At 65.3% G+C, this 15,350-nt stretch carries 12 protein-coding genes; 6 read left to right on the top strand and 6 right to left on the bottom strand.

All coding sequences use genetic code 11. The features are described 5' to 3' along the window. Positions 1 to 89: 89 nt before the first annotated feature. Positions 90 to 476, bottom strand: a complete 387-nt coding sequence (locus tag AC3A35_RS21775) for a 4a-hydroxytetrahydrobiopterin dehydratase (protein WP_487438471.1) — start codon at positions 474 to 476, stop codon at positions 90 to 92. A 328-nt stretch (positions 477 to 804) separates the two neighbouring features. On the opposite strand from AC3A35_RS21775, the gene nirJ reads away from it, so the two are divergent. Together nirJ and AC3A35_RS21765 are read left to right on the top strand one after the other, a co-directional pair. Beyond that, entirely contained in the window at positions 805 to 2,013 is a 1,209-nt protein-coding gene (gene nirJ, locus AC3A35_RS21770) for a heme d1 biosynthesis radical SAM protein NirJ (RefSeq protein ID WP_487438470.1), read from the top strand. 8 nt (positions 2,014 to 2,021) lie between these two features. After that, positions 2,022 to 3,596, top strand: coding sequence for a cytochrome D1 domain-containing protein (locus AC3A35_RS21765; protein ID WP_487438468.1), 1,575 nt, complete (start codon positions 2,022 to 2,024; stop codon positions 3,594 to 3,596). Positions 3,597 to 3,672: 76 nt separating this feature from the next. Here AC3A35_RS21765 and AC3A35_RS21760 read toward each other — a convergent pair whose 3' ends face one another. The 4 genes from AC3A35_RS21760 to AC3A35_RS21745 all read right to left on the bottom strand — a co-directional run bounded on the left by AC3A35_RS21760 (position 3,673) and on the right by AC3A35_RS21745 (position 7,166). Next, a complete protein-coding gene (locus AC3A35_RS21760) occupies positions 3,673 to 3,984 on the bottom strand; it encodes a DUF3303 family protein (protein WP_487438467.1) in 312 nt (103 codons plus the stop codon). A gap of 211 nt (positions 3,985 to 4,195) precedes the next feature. Then, a complete protein-coding gene (locus AC3A35_RS21755; RefSeq protein WP_487438466.1) occupies positions 4,196 to 4,750 on the bottom strand; it encodes a PaaI family thioesterase in 555 nt (184 codons plus the stop codon). 134 nt (positions 4,751 to 4,884) lie between these two features. Next, positions 4,885 to 5,670 (bottom strand): SDR family NAD(P)-dependent oxidoreductase, encoded by a 786-nt coding sequence (locus AC3A35_RS21750; protein ID WP_487438465.1) that lies wholly within the window; start codon positions 5,668 to 5,670, stop codon positions 4,885 to 4,887. Between the two features lie 5 nt (positions 5,671 to 5,675). Next, positions 5,676 to 7,166 (bottom strand): efflux transporter outer membrane subunit, encoded by a 1,491-nt coding sequence (locus AC3A35_RS21745; protein WP_487438464.1) that lies wholly within the window; start codon positions 7,164 to 7,166, stop codon positions 5,676 to 5,678. 93 nt (positions 7,167 to 7,259) lie between these two features. Here AC3A35_RS21745 and AC3A35_RS21740 point away from each other — a divergent pair, with 93 nt between their 5' ends. From AC3A35_RS21740 to AC3A35_RS21730, 3 genes are all read left to right on the top strand, one after another. Beyond that, positions 7,260 to 7,877, top strand: coding sequence for a TetR/AcrR family transcriptional regulator (locus AC3A35_RS21740; RefSeq protein WP_487438463.1), 618 nt, complete (start codon positions 7,260 to 7,262; stop codon positions 7,875 to 7,877). Positions 7,878 to 7,961: 84 nt separating this feature from the next. After that, positions 7,962 to 9,167: an efflux RND transporter periplasmic adaptor subunit gene (locus AC3A35_RS21735; protein ID WP_487438461.1), complete on the top strand. Its 1,206-nt coding sequence runs from the start codon at positions 7,962 to 7,964 to the stop codon at positions 9,165 to 9,167. After that, positions 9,164 to 12,265, top strand: a complete 3,102-nt coding sequence (locus tag AC3A35_RS21730) for an efflux RND transporter permease subunit (RefSeq protein WP_487438460.1) — start codon at positions 9,164 to 9,166, stop codon at positions 12,263 to 12,265. The genes AC3A35_RS21735 and AC3A35_RS21730 overlap by 4 nt, the downstream gene beginning before the upstream one ends. A gap of 851 nt (positions 12,266 to 13,116) precedes the next feature. On the opposite strand, the gene AC3A35_RS21725 is transcribed toward AC3A35_RS21730, so the two are convergent. Then, positions 13,117 to 14,256: an AraC-like ligand-binding domain-containing protein gene (locus AC3A35_RS21725; protein ID WP_487438458.1), complete on the bottom strand. Its 1,140-nt coding sequence runs from the start codon at positions 14,254 to 14,256 to the stop codon at positions 13,117 to 13,119. Between the two features lie 188 nt (positions 14,257 to 14,444). Here AC3A35_RS21725 and AC3A35_RS21720 point away from each other — a divergent pair, with 188 nt between their 5' ends. Continuing rightward, entirely contained in the window at positions 14,445 to 15,335 is an 891-nt protein-coding gene (locus AC3A35_RS21720) for a transporter (protein WP_487438457.1), read from the top strand. The last annotated feature ends 15 nt before the right edge of the window (positions 15,336 to 15,350 follow it).

The raw sequence follows: 15,350 nt of genomic DNA, 5'->3' as shown, positions 1-15,350 counted from the left end.
GGGGGCGGCGCCGAAGAGATCGCAGCGTGAGCACAGATCTGTGCCCGGGCTTCCGTTCGAGCGCCTTGTGCCTGTTGAAAGCCAGGGGCTCAATCGTACTTCAGGTACTTGAAGCGAGGATCGTCGGGGGTTCCTTCGAGACTCGAACCTTCGTCCTTTCCCGGTTGCCACATGATGACTTCTTCGATCTTCCTGGCCAGTTCGAAGTCCTTGTTGGTGACGCCTTTTGCAGCGTGATTCATCAGCTTCACAATCACAAAGGCATAGGAGATCGACATGTCCGGATGGTGGAATGCGGCTTCCGCCAGATGCCCCACGGTGTTGACCACCATCAGCGTCGATTTCCAACCACTGGTCTTGTATTTACGCCGTATCCAGCCGTTCTCCAGATACCACTGGGGCAATTCTTCCTCCAGGCGTTTCAAGGTTTCGGCGTCCGAATAGACCTCCTCCGGTTTACGTTCTCTCCAACTCATCGCAACCTCCTCACATGGGCAGAAAATCAAGCATACGGCGGATTCCAGTCAGTGACGAAAACCTGGTGCCCACCCAACAAGAATAGGAAGCGGGAGCTGGAAGTTCAACGTCATCGGAACCCTCGCCACACCCGGTCGCAGGCCTTGCTCATGCTGGTCGTGGGTTGAGATCCTGCAGCGGATCGTAGGGCGCCACATTCTCCTGCTCGGCCGCATCGTTGCGGGCGACGATCGCGCGTGCGGGCGACGATCGCGGCGGATTGACCCGCATCATTTTATGTTTTGGCAGCGTGGGCTGTAATCGGGGGAACCAGGAGGTTCGTCCGTCATGTTCCGTATTTCCCAGTTCATCCGCGAGCTCGATCAGCCCACCCCTGTCGGTCCGCGCCGCAATCCGCCCGGACCGGTGGTGATCTGGAACCTGATCCGGCGCTGCAACCTGACCTGCAAGCACTGCTACTCGATCTCGGCCGATACCGATTTCGCCGGCGAGCTGTCGACCGCCGACGTGTTCCGCGTGATGGACGATCTGCAGGCGGCCCGCGTGCCGGTGCTGATCCTGTCGGGCGGTGAGCCGCTGCTGCGGCCGGATATCTTCGAGATCGGACGCCGAGCGAAGGAAATGGGTTTCTATGTCGGCCTGTCGTCCAACGGCACCCTGATCGACGAATCGAACATCGACGAGATCGACGATATCGGCTTCGACTATGTGGGGGTGAGCCTCGACGGTATCGCCGACACCCACGACCGCTTCCGGCGCAAGGCGGGCGCCTTCGATGCCTCGCTCGCGGGGATCCGCCTGTGCCGGCAACGCGGCATCAAGGTGGGCGTGCGCTACACCATGACCGAAGACAATGCGCATGATCTGCGTGCGCTGCTCAGGCTGGTCGAGGACGAGCAGATCGACAAGTTCTACTTCTCGCACCTGAATTACGCCGGGCGCGGCAACAAGCATCGCGGCGACGATGCCCATCACCGCACTACCCGCGAGGCGATGGAGTTGCTGTTCGAGACCTGTCTGACCCTGCACCGGCGCGGCCTCGACAAGGAGTTCGTCACCGGCAACAACGATGCCGACGGGGTGTTCATGCTCGATTGGGTGCGCCGCCGCTTTCCCGACCGGACCCCTCACATCGAAGCCAAACTGCGCCAGTGGGGCGGCAACGCCAGCGGTGTGAACGTGGCCAACATCGACAACCTGGGCATCGTCCATCCCGACACGATGTGGTGGCATGTCCCGCTCGGCAATGTGCGCGAGCGTGCCTTCGGCGAGATCTGGAACGATCTGTCCAATCCGCTGCTGGCCGGCCTGAAGCAGCATCCGCGCAAGCTCGAAGGGCGCTGCGGCGCCTGTCGCTACCTCGAGATCTGCAATGGCAACTCGCGGGTGCGGGCCGAGCAGATCACCGGCAACCCGTGGGCCGAGGACCCGGCCTGCTATCTGAGCGACGAGGAGATCGGCGTGAACGCGTCCGACTATGGCTCGGTCCGGGTGGTCAATACGCCCTGGGTGCGGATCGACAAGGTGTCCACATGAGACCGACGATGAAAACCCTGTTCGGCGCGATTGCCGCGCTGCTGCTGTCGACCCCCGTCTCCGCGGCCGATGCCGGCGCGGCGCACGACGTGGCAGGCTTGTACCAGGCCCATTGCGCAGCCTGCCATGCCCCCGACCGGCTCGGCGGCATGGGTCCGGCGCTGCTGCCCGACAACCTCGCACGGCTGCGCAAGGCCGAGGCCGCCGCGGTGATCGCGGGAGGGCGCGAGGCGACGCAGATGCCCGCCTTCGGCGCCGTGCTGGGCAAGGTCGAGATCGCGGCGCTCGCCGACTGGATCTACACCGCGGTGTCGCCCGAACCGCGGTGGAGTGACGCCGACATCCGCGCCTCGCGCATCCAGCAGGTCGACCCGGCCACGCTGTCCGCGCGCCCGGTGTTCGACGCCGATCCGCTCAATCTCTTCCTTGTGGTGGAGGCCGGTGATCACCATGTGTCGGTGCTCGACGGCGACCGCCTGGAGCCGATCCACCGCTTCCAGTCGCGCTTTGCCCTGCATGGCGGACCGAAGTTCGCCGACGGCGGACGCTATGTGTTCTTCGGCTCGCGCGACGGCTGGATCACCAAGTTCGACCTGTGGAACCTGAAGGTGGTGGCCGAGGTGCGCGCCGGGATCAACACCCGCAACGTGGCGGTGTCCCCCGATGGCAAGCACGTCGCGGTAGCGAACTATCTGCCGCACACGCTGGTGCTGCTCGACGGCGATCTGAACCTGATCAAGTCGATCGAGGCCACCGACCGCGACGGCAAGCGCAGTTCGCGCGTGTCCGCGGTCTACGACGCCACCCCGCGCCAGTCCTTCATCGTCGCGCTCAAGGATGTGGCCGAGGTGTGGGAGGTGAGCTACACCAAAGCGGTGGAGGATATCCCGGTCGGCTTCATCCACGACTTCAAGCAGCGCGAAGGCGCCTTCATCCCCGGTTATCTCAACCCGCGTCGCACCGTGCTCGCGGAAGTGCTGGACGATTTCTTCTTCACCCAGGACTACGCCGAGTTGATGGGCGCCTCGCGCGAGGGCGTGGGCCAGGTGGTGAACCTGGATGCGCGCAAGAAGGTGGCAAACCTGCCGCTCGAAGGCATGCCGCATCTCGGTTCGGGCATCACCTGGAAATGGCGCGATGCGGCCGGTGTCGAGCGCACCGTGATGGCGAGCACCAACCTCAAGGCGGGCGAGGTCACGGTGATCGACATGCAGAGCTGGGAAGTGATCCGGCGCATCCCGACCCGCGGGCCGGGCTTCTTCCTGCGCAGCCACACCACCAGCCGCTATGCCTTCGTCGATTCGATGATGAGCCCCGAGGCAAAGCACATCCTGCAGGTGATCGACAAGCAGACCCTCGAGGTGGTGAAGGAAATCACCGCAAAGCCGGGCCAGACCCTGGCCCACATCGAATTCACCCGCGACGGCAAGTACGCGCTCGCGAGTTTGTGGGAGCAGGACGGCGCCATCGTGGTGCTCGACGCCCGCACGCTCGAGGAAGTGAAGCGCCTGCCGATGAAAAAACCGGTCGGCAAATACAACGTGTGGAACAAGATCAACCGCGACGAAGGCACCAGCCACTGAACGCAGGCGAGCCCCGCTGGTTCTCGCAGGGCCGACTTCAGTCGGCCACCGCCGCCCGGATCGATCACCGCTGCTGTCAGCCGTACTTCTTGATGGCCGATTCGATGGCGCTGCCAGCCTTCAAGAGATCCTCCGGCACCATGACTGGATGGATCTCAATGCTCGCATTGAACGCGACGAACCACGGCTCGGCAATCGCGGGGATCTGCGAAGCATCCTGCATTTCGAGGAATAGGAACGCCGTCCGTTGCCCATTGTCATCCGTGAAATACGCGGCCTCGGGCTTCAGATCCGCAAGTATGGATTGGATGATTGTGCCGAGATTTCCAGCCCTCGCCGCCGCGTTCCCGGCTTCCACGGGAATGTTAGCTTTGACAAGAAATCGCATGGCTCACTTCCCCCATCGCGTGTTCACAGTTCAACATAGCTGATGGTCCAACGCGTTCAAGCGAAATGCGACAGCACCGCGCCAAGTCTCGGGGCACGACGTCAATCTTCGTCGCGACCACATCCGCCTTGCACGATGCGCCAGATCGAGATCCCTGAAGCGCGACCGTGATCGAGGCGCGAACTGGGTCGAAGCCTTTCGTGCCGATCTTCTAAGAAGCCTGGTCAAAGACCAGGCACGTTGTGCTCGCGTGGGCATAGAGCTTGCCGTCCGGTCCGACAAGCCGGCCTTCCGCGGTCGCCACCTGGCGGCCGCCATGGACCAGCCGGCCCTCCGCACGCACCAGGGGCACCGCGTCGGTGAGTGCGCGGACGAGGTTGAGCTTCAGTTCCAGGGTCGTGTAGGCCTTGCCTGCCGGCAGCGTGGAATGCACGGCGCATCCCATGGCGGAGTCGAGCATGGTCGCGAACCAGCCGCCGTGCACCGTGCCCATCGGGTTGCAGTGGCTGAAGCCTGGCTGTCCCTGGAATACGGCGAACCCGGGCTCGATGCGAAGCAGGGTGAAGTCGAGCGTGACCGCCATCGGCGGCGGCGGGATCTCGCCGGCGAGAAGCGCCTGGAATACCTGCAATCCGCTGCGCCCGGCGAGGTGGGCAGGTGAGGCCACGCCGGGAGCGGTCTGGAGACGGGCGCGCACGGCCGCTTCCTCGGCGCGCCAGCGGGCAAGCGTTTCTTCGGGATTCGTCGCGTCGGTTGGCGCTGTCATGAAATCAACTCCTTGATATAGGTGTGCTTCGGCGAGCAATGGTGGCCATGAGACGCGCTGAACGCGACTGCAACGGCACCGCAGTCGGCGGACGGCACCGTTGGCGCTTGGCACCGCTTGGCCGGAAATATGTGTCATCCGTTCATCGCGCGTGCCAGAAAGGCCTGGTGCAGCCAGCGTGGTGTCGCCCACGTCAGGATCACGAGGGCCTTGTTCGCCCAGCCCGGCACGACGCTGATGCGTCCGGCCTGCAAGGCGCGGATGCCGGCGCGGACCACGGGGGCCGGCTGCATCATCAGGCCCTTCAACGCGGGCGTGATCTTCTGCTGCGCCGCGGCGGCGAACCCGGTGTCCGACATGCCCGGGCAAAGCGTCGTGACGGTGACGCCATCGCGCTTGAGCTCGCGATGAAGCGCTTCGCCCAGACGCAACACGTAGGCCTTGGCGGCTGCATAGACGGCGAAGTTCTGCACGCCCTGGTAGGCCAGCAGGCTCGCCACCAGCAGGATCTTCCCGCGTCCTCGTGTCCGCATGTCGTGCGCAAAGACATGGGTGACCGCGGTCAGGCTCGCCACATCCAGCTGCACCATCGCCAGCGCCGCATCCAGCTGGCAATCCACGAACGGGCCTTGCAGTCCATGGCCGGCGTTGTTGATCAGGACGTCGATCGCAATGCCCCGCTCGTGGAGGCGCCGATGCAGTTGGGTGACCGCTGCAATGTCCGAGAGGTCGACCTGCTCCGCCACGACCTCGATGCGGTACTGCCGACGTAGTGCCTCGGCGAGTGCTTGAAGCCGGTCCAGCCGGCGCGCCACCAGGACCAGCGAGTGGCCTTGCCGGGCATATTGGCGGGCGAACTCCTCGCCGAAGCCGCTCGATGCGCCCGTGATGAGCACCCAGGAATTGTTTGGTTTGGTCATATTGGTCACTTGTGGTCGGTAGTGGAAAGGTCGCTGTAGAGGTGGTTGCTGCTTGCATGCGGCGCATCCCATCCGCCCCCCAATGCCCGGAAGGAGGCAATGGCGGCGCGCGCAGCCTCCGTTTGTGCCTGTGTCTTCGCGTCGCGCGCCTGCAGCAAGTTGCTGTCGGCATCGAGCACCTCGATCAGGCTGACGACGCCGCCCTCGTAGGCGGCCAGCGCGTTCTCGCGCGCACGGGCGAGCGACGATTCACCGCGCGTCAGGATGCCGACCTGGGCCTCGCGCTTGACGAGGGCGGAGAAGGCGTTCTCGACATCCTCGGTCGCGCGCAACACGGCCAGCCGCCAGGCCGCCAAGGCTTCGGCCTCCTGGCCACGCGCGGCGGCGATCTGCGCGTCGACGCGGCCGAAGTCGAACAGGCGCCAGCGCAGTCCGAGGACGCCCTGGGCCTGGCTGGCGCCCGCGGTGAAGAGGTTGCCGCTCGAAATCGCGGTGGCGCTGCCGAGCAGGGCGGCGAGCGAGAACTTGGGGTAGTACTCCGAAACCGCCACGCCGATGCGCGCATTGGCCGCAGCAAGGCGCCGCTCGGCGACGATGAGATCGGGCCTGCGCCGAATCATCTCCGCCGGGGTGCCGGTCTCGGCCAGCCCCGGCGCCACCGGGACCGGCGCCACCGGGGCCAGCGCCGTGCGGTAAGTTCCCGGCTGCACGCCGAGCAGCACGTCGAGCGCGTTCATCGCCGAATCGAGGCCGGCTTCCAGCACGGGGATCTGCGCCTCGGCCTGGGTGAGCGAGCCCTCGGCCTGGTTCATCTGGAGTTCGGCGGCGACCCCCTTCTCGTACTGGAGCGTGACCAGGGCGAGCAACTGGCGGCGGGTCTCCACCTGGTGTGTGGCGGTCGCGATGCGCGCCTGCAAGCCCCGGATCGTGACGTACACGTCCGCGGTCTGCGCGGCCACGGCCAGCCGCGTCGCCACCGCGCCGGCCTCGGAGGCCTGGTACGCCGCGTGTGCGGCCTCCCGCCCGCGCCGCAGGCCGCCGAACACGTCGATCTCCCAGCTCGCACCGAGGTTGGCCTCGTAGGCGCTGCCGCTGCGATCGAAGCCGGGCGTGGCGTCGAGCACCTGCCCCAGCGGGGTCTCGACCGACTGGTAACCGCGCGCAGCGTGTACACTCACGTTGGCGGCCGGAAGCAGCGCCGCATCGGCGTAGCGCAATGACGCGCGCGACTGGGCGACACGTGCCGCAACTTGCGCGATGTCCAGGTTCTGTTCGAGGGCCAGGGAGACGAAGCGCGTCAGCAGGGGATCGTCGAAGGCGGCCCACCAGATCGCGAGGTCTGCCTGATGCGCAACCTGCCGGTGATCGACACCGTCCTGCCCGAGGAAGGCGGACGATAGTGCGATCTCGGGCGGCCGGTAGTCGGGCCCGACGGCGCAGCCCGTCAAGACACCGACGCTCAGAAGAAGGGCGAGACAGCGGGGGTGGGTGAGCATGAGCGTCCTTCGGGGAGTTGAACTGTTGGTGTGACTATAATCCAAAGTAGTCACTAGTTGTCAAGCACGAGCATGCGAGGTATTGTTTTTCCCATGAGTGAAATCACATCTTCCGTCCCCCAGTCGCGCGGCCCCGTCGACCACAGCGTTCGAGAGCAGATCGTCGAGGCGGCCGAAGCGCACTTCAGCCACTACGGCTACGAGAAGACCACGGTCTCCGACCTGGCCAAGGCGATCGGCTTTTCCAAGGCCTATATCTACAAGTTCTTCGATTCCAAGCAGGCCATTGGCGAGGCCATCTGCGCCAAGACCTTGAGCGCCATCGTCGTGGCGATCGAAGAGGCGGTGGCAGGCGCACCCACGCCATCGGAAAAATTCCGCAGAATGTTCAAGACCTTGGTGTCGACCGGCGTGAGTCTGTTCTTCAACGATCGCAAGCTGTACGACATCGCCGCGCATTCCGCCGGCGAGGGCTGGCCGTCTGCGCGGGCCTACGGGGAGCGCATCCGGCAGATCCTGATGGAGATCGTCCGCGACGGGCGGGAGAGCGGCGAGTTCGAGCGCAAGACTCCGCTGGACGAGACGGTGCATGCGATCGATCTCGTCCTGCAGCCCTATGTGAATCCGCTCCTGCTCCAGTACAACCTCGATGTGGCGGAGGAGGCGCCGGTGCAGCTTTCCAACCTGGTGTTGCGCAGCCTGGCCCCTTAGGCAGTTCAACAATTGCGCTAGTGACTATTGACAAAAAAAGTCACTAGATGGACGATGGAGCCCTTCGCGTTCCCGGAGGTCGCCATGCTTCAGCGCCGTACAATTCCCTTCTTCGCCGTCGTCGGTCTGCTGCCCTTGGCTTTGGCAGCGTGCAGCGACGCCACTTCATCGATCGATCCGCGGACCCAGACGCCCCTCGTGCGGGTGGGGGCGGTGGAGCCCGCCGTCCAGGCCGAGCGTTCATTCACCGGCATCATTGCGGCGCGGGTGCAGAGCGACCTGGGTTTCCGCGTCCCCGGAAAGATCCTGGAGCGCCTGGTCGATACCGGGCAGGCCGTCAAGCGTGGCCAGCCGCTCATGCGCATCGACCCCACCGACTTGAGGCTCGCCACGCGCGCCTTTGAGGAAGCCGTTGCCGCCGCCACGGCGCGCGCGCGCCAGACCGCGGAGGATGAGGCGAGATACCGCGACCTTGTCTCGGCGGGTGCGGTGTCGGCCTCCGCCTACGACAAGATCAAGGCCGCCGCCGAGTCGGCACGGGCCGAGCTCAATGCGGCCCAGGCCCAGGCCGACGTCGCGCGCAACGAAACCGGCTACACGGTCCTGCTCGCCAACGCCGACGGCGTGGTGGTGGACACCCTGGCGGAGCCGGGCCAGGTCGTCAGTGCCGGGCAGGTCGTCGTCCGGGTGGCCCATGCCGGGCGCCGCGAAGCGGTCATCGCGCTCCCCGAAACCCTGCGCCCGGCGGTCGGCTCCGCCGGCCGCGCGACCCTGTATGGCAGCGGGCTCACGGGCGTTGCAAAACTGCGCCAGTTGTCGGATGCCGCAAACCCTCAGACGCGCACCTTCGAGGCGCGCTACGTGCTGGAGGGCCGCCTGGCGGACGCGCCGCTGGGCTCGACCATCTCCATCCACATCCCGCACGACCGCTCCGCCCCGGCGCTGCAGGTACCGATCGGCGCGATCTTCGATCCGGGCAAAGGGCCCGGCGTATGGGTGGTCGAAGGGGAGGCGCCTCAGGTCACCTGGCGTGCGGTGCAGGTGGCCGGCCTCGGTGAGGAAACCGCCGCGGTCGTCGGTGGCCTCGCGGCGGGCGATCGCGTCGTCGTGCTCGGCGCGCATTTGCTGCACGAAGGCGAGCAGGTACGACTGGCTGACGGCGAAGCTGCGCAAGGCGTGGCGGCGGCCGGCGGGGAAGGGCAACGAGCGCACGCCGGGCAGCCCCAAGGAAGCGCTCGCCCCCTTGGGGGGCAGCGAGCCGATGGTGCGAGCGTGGGGGTCGCCCAATGAGCGCCTTCAATCTCTCTGCGCTTGCCGTACGCGAACGCTCGGTCACCCTGTTTCTGATGCTGGCGATCTTCGTCGCCGGGGTCGTGGCCTTTTTGACGCTGGGCCGGGCGGAGGACCCCGCCTTCACCGTCAAGCAGATGACGGTGGTCACGGCCTGGCCCGGGGCCACCGCAAAGGAGATGGAGGAACTGGTCGCCGAGCCCCTGGAAAAGCGGATGCAGGAACTACGCTGGTATGACCGGACCGAGACCTTTACGCGACCGGGCCTGGCCTTCACCACGGTGTACCTGCTCGACAGCGCACCGCCCCCCGAGGTCCCCGAGCAGTTCTATCAGGCGCGCAAGAAACTCGGCGATGAGGCGCTCAACCTGCCGCGTGGCGTCATCGGCCCGATGGTGAACGACGAGTACGCCGACGTGACCTTTGCCCTCTATGCCTTGAAAGCGAAGGGCGAGCCGCATCGACACCTGGTGCGCGATGCGGAGACCATGCGTCAGCGACTGCTTCACGTGCCGGGCGTCAAGAAGGTGAACATCATCGGCGAGCAGGCCGAAAGGATCTTCGTCGAGTTCTCCCATGACCGTCTCGCGACCCTGGGCGTCTCCCCGCGCGACCTCTTCGCTGCGCTGAACGGGCGCAACGTCATGACGCCCGCCGGCTCGATCGAAGCCAAGGGCCCGCAGGTCTTCATCCGGCTGGATGGCGCCATCGACGACCTCGAGGCGATCCGGAACACGCCTGTTGCGGCCCGGGGCCGTACGCTGAAGCTCGGCGACATCGCCGAGGTGAAGCGGGGCTACGAGGATCCGGCTTCTTTCCTCATCCGCAACAACGGCGAACCGGCCTTGCTGCTCGGGGTGGTCATGCGCGAGGGTTGGAACGGCCTCGATCTGGGCAAGGCGCTGGAGGCGGAAGCGGCGGCGATCAACGCCGAGATGCCGCTCGGCATGAGCCTGTCCAAGGTCACGGACCAATCGGTCAATATCAGCTCAGCCGTCGACGAGTTCATGCTCAAGTTCTTCGCCGCCCTCGGCGTGGTGATGCTGGTGGGCTTCCTCAGCATGGGATGGCGCGCCGGAATCGTGGTCTCGGCAGCGGTTCCGCTGACCCTGGCCGCGGTCTTCGTCATCATGGCGGCCACCGGCAAGAACTTCGACCGGATCACGCTGGGTTCGCTGATCCTGGCCCTGGGACTCCTGGTCGACGATGCGATCATCGCCATCGAGATGATGGTGGTGAAGATGGAGGAAGGTTACGACCGTATCCGCGCAGCGGCCTATGCGTGGAGCCACACCGCCGCGCCCATGCTCTCCGGGACGCTGGTGACGGCGATTGGCTTCATGCCGAACGGCTTCGCCAAGTCCACCGCCGGCGAGTACGCGGGCGATATCTTCTGGATCGTCGGCATCGCGTTGATCGCCTCGTGGATCGTCGCCGTGGTGTTCACGCCCTACCTGGGGGTGAAGCTGCTTCCCGACTACAAGCCGCACGAGGGCGGGCACGCGGCAATCTACGCGACCCCGCACTATGAGCGCTTCCGCCGTCTGCTGGGATCGGTGATCCGGCGCAAATGGGTGGTCGCGGCGGGCGTGATCGGCGCCTTCGCCGTCGCGGTCCTGGGCATGGGCGTGGTCAACAAGCAGTTCTTTCCGACTTCTGATCGGCCCGAGGTGTTGGTCGAAGTCCAGATGCCCTATGGCACCTCGATCCAGCAGACGAGTGCGGTTGCCGCCAAGCTCGAGGCCTGGCTGGCCGAGCAGCCGGAAGCGAAGATCGTGACCGCCTACGTCGGACAAGGGGCGCCGCGCTTCTACCTCGCCATGGCGCCGGAGCTGCCCGATCCCTCGTTCGCGAAGATCGTCGTCCTGACCGACGACCAGGCGGCGCGCGAGGCGCTCAAGCTCAGGCTGCGGCAGGCGGTGGCCGACGGTCTGGCGCCGGAGGCGCGTGTGCGGGTGACCCAGCTGGTGTTCGGCCCGTACTCGCCGTTCCCGGTGGCCTATCGCGTGATGGGGCCCGACCCCGACAAGCTGCGCGCCATTGCGGGAGAGGTGCGTGCCGTGATGCAGGCCTCTTCCCAGATGCGGACGGTCAACACCGACTGGGGCGAGCGCGTGCCCACGCTGCGTTTCTCGCTCGATCAGGACCGGCTCCAGAACCTCGGCCTGAGCTCCAGCGACGTGGCCCAACAGCTTCAGTTCCTGTTGAGCGGCATCCCCATTACCGAAGTACGCGAGGACATCCGTTCGGTACAGGTCGCTGCCCGTTCGGCCGGGAATACGCGGCTCGATCCGGGCCGGATCGCCGATTTCACCCTGGTTGGAGCGGCCGGCCAGCGGATTCCGCTGTCGCAGATCGGCGCCGTGGACGTCCGCATGGAAGACCCGATCCTGCGCCGCCGCGATCGCACGCCGACGATCACCGTGCGCGGTGATATCGCCGAGGGCCTGCAGCCGCCGGACGTGTCCACCGCGGTGTGGAAGGATCTTCAGCCTGTCATCGCCACGCTGCCGGCCGGCTACCGGATCGAGCAGGGCGGCTCCATCGAGGAATCCGGCAAGGCGAATGACGCCATGGCGCCGATCTTCCCCATCATGATCGCGCTGACACTGATCACGATCATCTTCCAGGTCCGGTCGATCTCCGCGATGATGATGGTGTTCGCCACCGCGCCGCTCGGCCTCATCGGGGTCGTGCCTACGCTGCTCTTGTTCCAGCAGCCGTTCGGCATCAACGCGCTGGTCGGTCTGATTGCGCTGTCCGGCATCCTGATGCGCAACACCCTCATCCTGATCGGTCAGATTCGCAGCAACGAGCAGGAGGGATTGGCGCCCTTCGACGCCGTGGTCGAGGCCACCGTGCAGCGCGCGCGTCCGGTCGTCCTGACCGCACTCGCCGCCATCCTCGCGTTCATCCCGCTCACCCAGTCGGTTTTCTGGGGAACGCTGGCCTATACCTTGATCGGCGGCACCTTCGCCGGGACGGTTCTGACCCTGGTATTCCTGCCGGCGTTGTATGCGATCTGGTTCAAGATCAGACCGGCGGCGAGGGACGGGCAAGCCGCTCCTGCGATGCGAACGGAACCTGTCACGGTCTAGCACAAGGAATCGGCGCGCCGGCCCGCAGCGGATTGCCGGCGTGCCGTCATTGCTACTGGGCTGCAGGGTGGTCGGCACCCTACGCTGGCTCAGGCTCTGGCTTGGCATATCGATGCTTTGCTTCGCGGAGCTTCGACTTTCGACGTCTGCTTTGAACCGGGCCGAATACCCTTCAGGGTCGGCCACGGCGGCTCGCCTGAAATGGCTGAACGACAGCTTTCAGACTGATCTCGGCATTGGAGGTGGAATTTCGGCGCTTCTTCGCCTGGCTGGCCGCTCCAGTTTGCAAGGGGCCATTGAGTTGTCAGCGGCGGCGGACGGCAGCCGATCCGTTGCTGCCGGTCAGCCTGCCATTGATCCAATGGCAGGTATCAAAGTACAGCCGTCATTCTGCAATTGATCTCGCGTGCAGCCGGTCGGCCGTTGGTGTTGCTGGGGCTGCGTCGCGTATGGAGAGAGCAGCAATGTGCAGGTTACGTGTCGCTCAGCCACGATTTGCCCTGAGCAGAGCTTCCCCGCGCGGTGAGTGCGTACTAGCGACCCAAAGGCAACGTTCACGCTTTGACCGATGCAACGGCGGATAACCAAGCAGATCCGTCGCCCAAGCCAACTCCTCTCGACCCAGCAACGGCCGGCACTGCCGGCCAGCGTGTGCCATGCGGGCCACAGAAAGGATCCCTACATCCACCGCCCAGGGTTCGTGAGGCGCCCCTTCGCATATGTGGACATCATCATTCACAATGCATAGAATCGTCGGAAGACGCTGCTCATTGATCGCTTACCCTGTTTTCCGGGAAACGTGCCACGGTAACACGAACGTGCCATCCACTATGGGCGTCGAGCACTTAGCCTCACCGGCTCAATTCATCCGCAACCACATGCATGCTCTGCACTGCCGTCGGGACGATCTCAGTTCTCAAAGCGGCACCGCCGTGGCATCGCCACGCGCTAGGCGACATCCCATAGCGTTCGTGGAACGTTCGGCTGAAGTGGGAAAGATTGTTGAAGCCCCAACGCATCGCCACCTCGGTAATCCCGAGCGCGGCGAAACGGGGATCTTCCAGCTCGAGACGGCATTGGGCAAGGCGGGTTTCAAGCACGTAGCGCATCAACGAGGTGCCCTCGCTCTCGAACAGGCGATTGATGTAACGCGGTGACAGCCCAGTCCCCTCGGCAACAAATTGGCTGCCGAGCGAAGGATTCGACAGGTGGTGCTCGACCAAGCTCTTGATCCTTTCGAGTGCGGCCAGGCGGGATTTCGTCTCGGATGGAACGAAGCCTTCGGCGGCGAATGCGAGGCCGAGCAGGGCCGAGGTGTGGCGCATCAGCACCGGCATCGCGTCCTCATGGAACCGCGAGACCTGACTCATCCAGCTCCGGATCGAGTCGGCCAGCATGCAGCTCAGAGGCGAGGTCGAGGGGAGTTTCCGGGCGGTACAGAGCTCGGTCCTGGCGACTTGGGCCTGAAGCAGCGCGCGCGGAACGCTCAGCACCACCTCCGACCACTCTCCGCTGAATGCGAGACGATGCGGGCGGGTCGCGTCGTACATCGCGATGTCGCCCGGTTTGAGCAGCACGGCGCGACCGTCCTGCTCCATGGCCTGCGTGCCGTGGTTCATTAGCACCACGAAGAAGACGTCCTCGTAGGCGGTGCGCGGTTCCCGGTAGCGGCGTTGCACGCTTTGCTGCGCGGCAACGATCAGCGAAAGGCGGCCGGCGTCGGAATGGCGGGCACTCACCCGGCCGTGGAAGTCGCTTCGGTCTGCCGCCCGTACCTCCACGTCGGCGAAATTGCGCAGGATCACTTCGCGCCAATAGTCCAGGGGATCGGCGTCGAAGCCGCCGACTTCTTCCTCCACGATTCTGACTGAGGATGCGGCCGAGGACCTTTGGGTCGGCGTATCCGGCGGCAGCAATAATCGTAGATCCATCTCACCTCCTCGGGAGCTGGGGGATTGTGTGCGCCCATCTTCGGATTCGTGTTCGCCCACGTCAACCGGGCCGCCTGAGGCAAGCGGAGGACCGTCTCGATCAAGTCGCGCACCACCTGCGCTTCCCTGCCGCCACAGGAAAACAATCGTGCCGTTTCAGTAAAGCACGTGATGCGGGCTGTGCGGACACTGGTCTCGCAAGCCGAATCCCCCCGCTAACCGAAAACACAGCGAAACAAGGAACCGTGATGGAAACTCTTGAGCAAATTCTGGGAATACTGCGTAGCGCACTGTGCGCGGCGCTCGTCCTGGCCGCCTCATCCGCGTCGGCCCTGGAAGTCACGCCGGGCGACTACGAGGCCTATCCCGCCGGCGCGACGATTGCCGTCCAGTATCTTCAGTTCGCCGAGACCGACAAGCTGTACCGCGATGGCCGCCAGGTCGCCCACGACTTCGAGCTGCGCCCAGCGGTTGGCATCTTCCGCCTGCTGCATGTGGTGAAGCTGTCCGATAACGCCTTCGTCGATCCGCAATTCCTGCTGCCCTTCGGGCGAGTCGAGGGTCATGGCACCGCCGACGCCCTCGGCAGCGCGTCGGGCTTCGGCGATCTGATCCTCACCGCGCCGCTGAAGCTGGTGCTGAACGAAGCCCGGGACGTGTTCGCGGTGTCGCCGTACCTGATCGTTCCGACGGGCAGCTACGACCGCAAGGATGCGTTGAACCTAGGCGAGAACCGATATCGCGCGATCCTTCAGATGGCCTATGTGAAGCATTTCGGCACCCGCTGGGCGGTGGATCTGGTCGGTGACGCGACCTTCTTCGGCGACAACGACGACTTCGGATCCGCTGACGCCCGGCTCGAGCAGGCGGTGCGCTACGAGGGGCAGGTGCATCTGCGCTACCACTTCTCTCCGGCCACCCACGTCGGGCTGTCGCTGGGGGCGGTAACGGGCGGTGAAACCAAGGTGGACGGCGTGTCGTCGGACGATGCCCTACGGACCCGCTATCTGCGCGTGAGTTTCACCAGTTTCGTGACCCCCAGCACGCAGGTGCAGGTGCAACTGGGGCGCGACCTTGACGTGCAGAACGGCCCCGCCGAAAAGGCCCGCCTCAACCTGCGCCTGGCCTACGTCTTCTGACGCCAGCTCTGATCA

The sequence above is a fragment of the Azoarcus sp. Soil_N_20 genome, from assembly GCF_057656155.1.
This window is presented reverse-complemented; position numbering and strand designations above follow the sequence as displayed.

Coding starts and splice junctions, on each gene's coding strand:
- AC3A35_RS21775 (WP_487438471.1), bottom strand. CDS start 476: ATGAGTTGGAGAGAACGTAAACCGGAGGAGGTCTATTCGGACGCCGAA.
- nirJ (WP_487438470.1), top strand. CDS start 805: ATGTTCCGTATTTCCCAGTTCATCCGCGAGCTCGATCAGCCCACCCCT.
- AC3A35_RS21765 (WP_487438468.1), top strand. CDS start 2,022: ATGAAAACCCTGTTCGGCGCGATTGCCGCGCTGCTGCTGTCGACCCCC.
- AC3A35_RS21760 (WP_487438467.1), bottom strand. CDS start 3,984: ATGCGATTTCTTGTCAAAGCTAACATTCCCGTGGAAGCCGGGAACGCG.
- AC3A35_RS21755 (WP_487438466.1), bottom strand. CDS start 4,750: ATGACAGCGCCAACCGACGCGACGAATCCCGAAGAAACGCTTGCCCGC.
- AC3A35_RS21750 (WP_487438465.1), bottom strand. CDS start 5,670: ATGACCAAACCAAACAATTCCTGGGTGCTCATCACGGGCGCATCGAGC.
- AC3A35_RS21745 (WP_487438464.1), bottom strand. CDS start 7,166: ATGCTCACCCACCCCCGCTGTCTCGCCCTTCTTCTGAGCGTCGGTGTC.
- AC3A35_RS21740 (WP_487438463.1), top strand. CDS start 7,260: ATGAGTGAAATCACATCTTCCGTCCCCCAGTCGCGCGGCCCCGTCGAC.
- AC3A35_RS21735 (WP_487438461.1), top strand. CDS start 7,962: ATGCTTCAGCGCCGTACAATTCCCTTCTTCGCCGTCGTCGGTCTGCTG.
- AC3A35_RS21730 (WP_487438460.1), top strand. CDS start 9,164: ATGAGCGCCTTCAATCTCTCTGCGCTTGCCGTACGCGAACGCTCGGTC.
- AC3A35_RS21720 (WP_487438457.1), top strand. CDS start 14,445: ATGGAAACTCTTGAGCAAATTCTGGGAATACTGCGTAGCGCACTGTGC.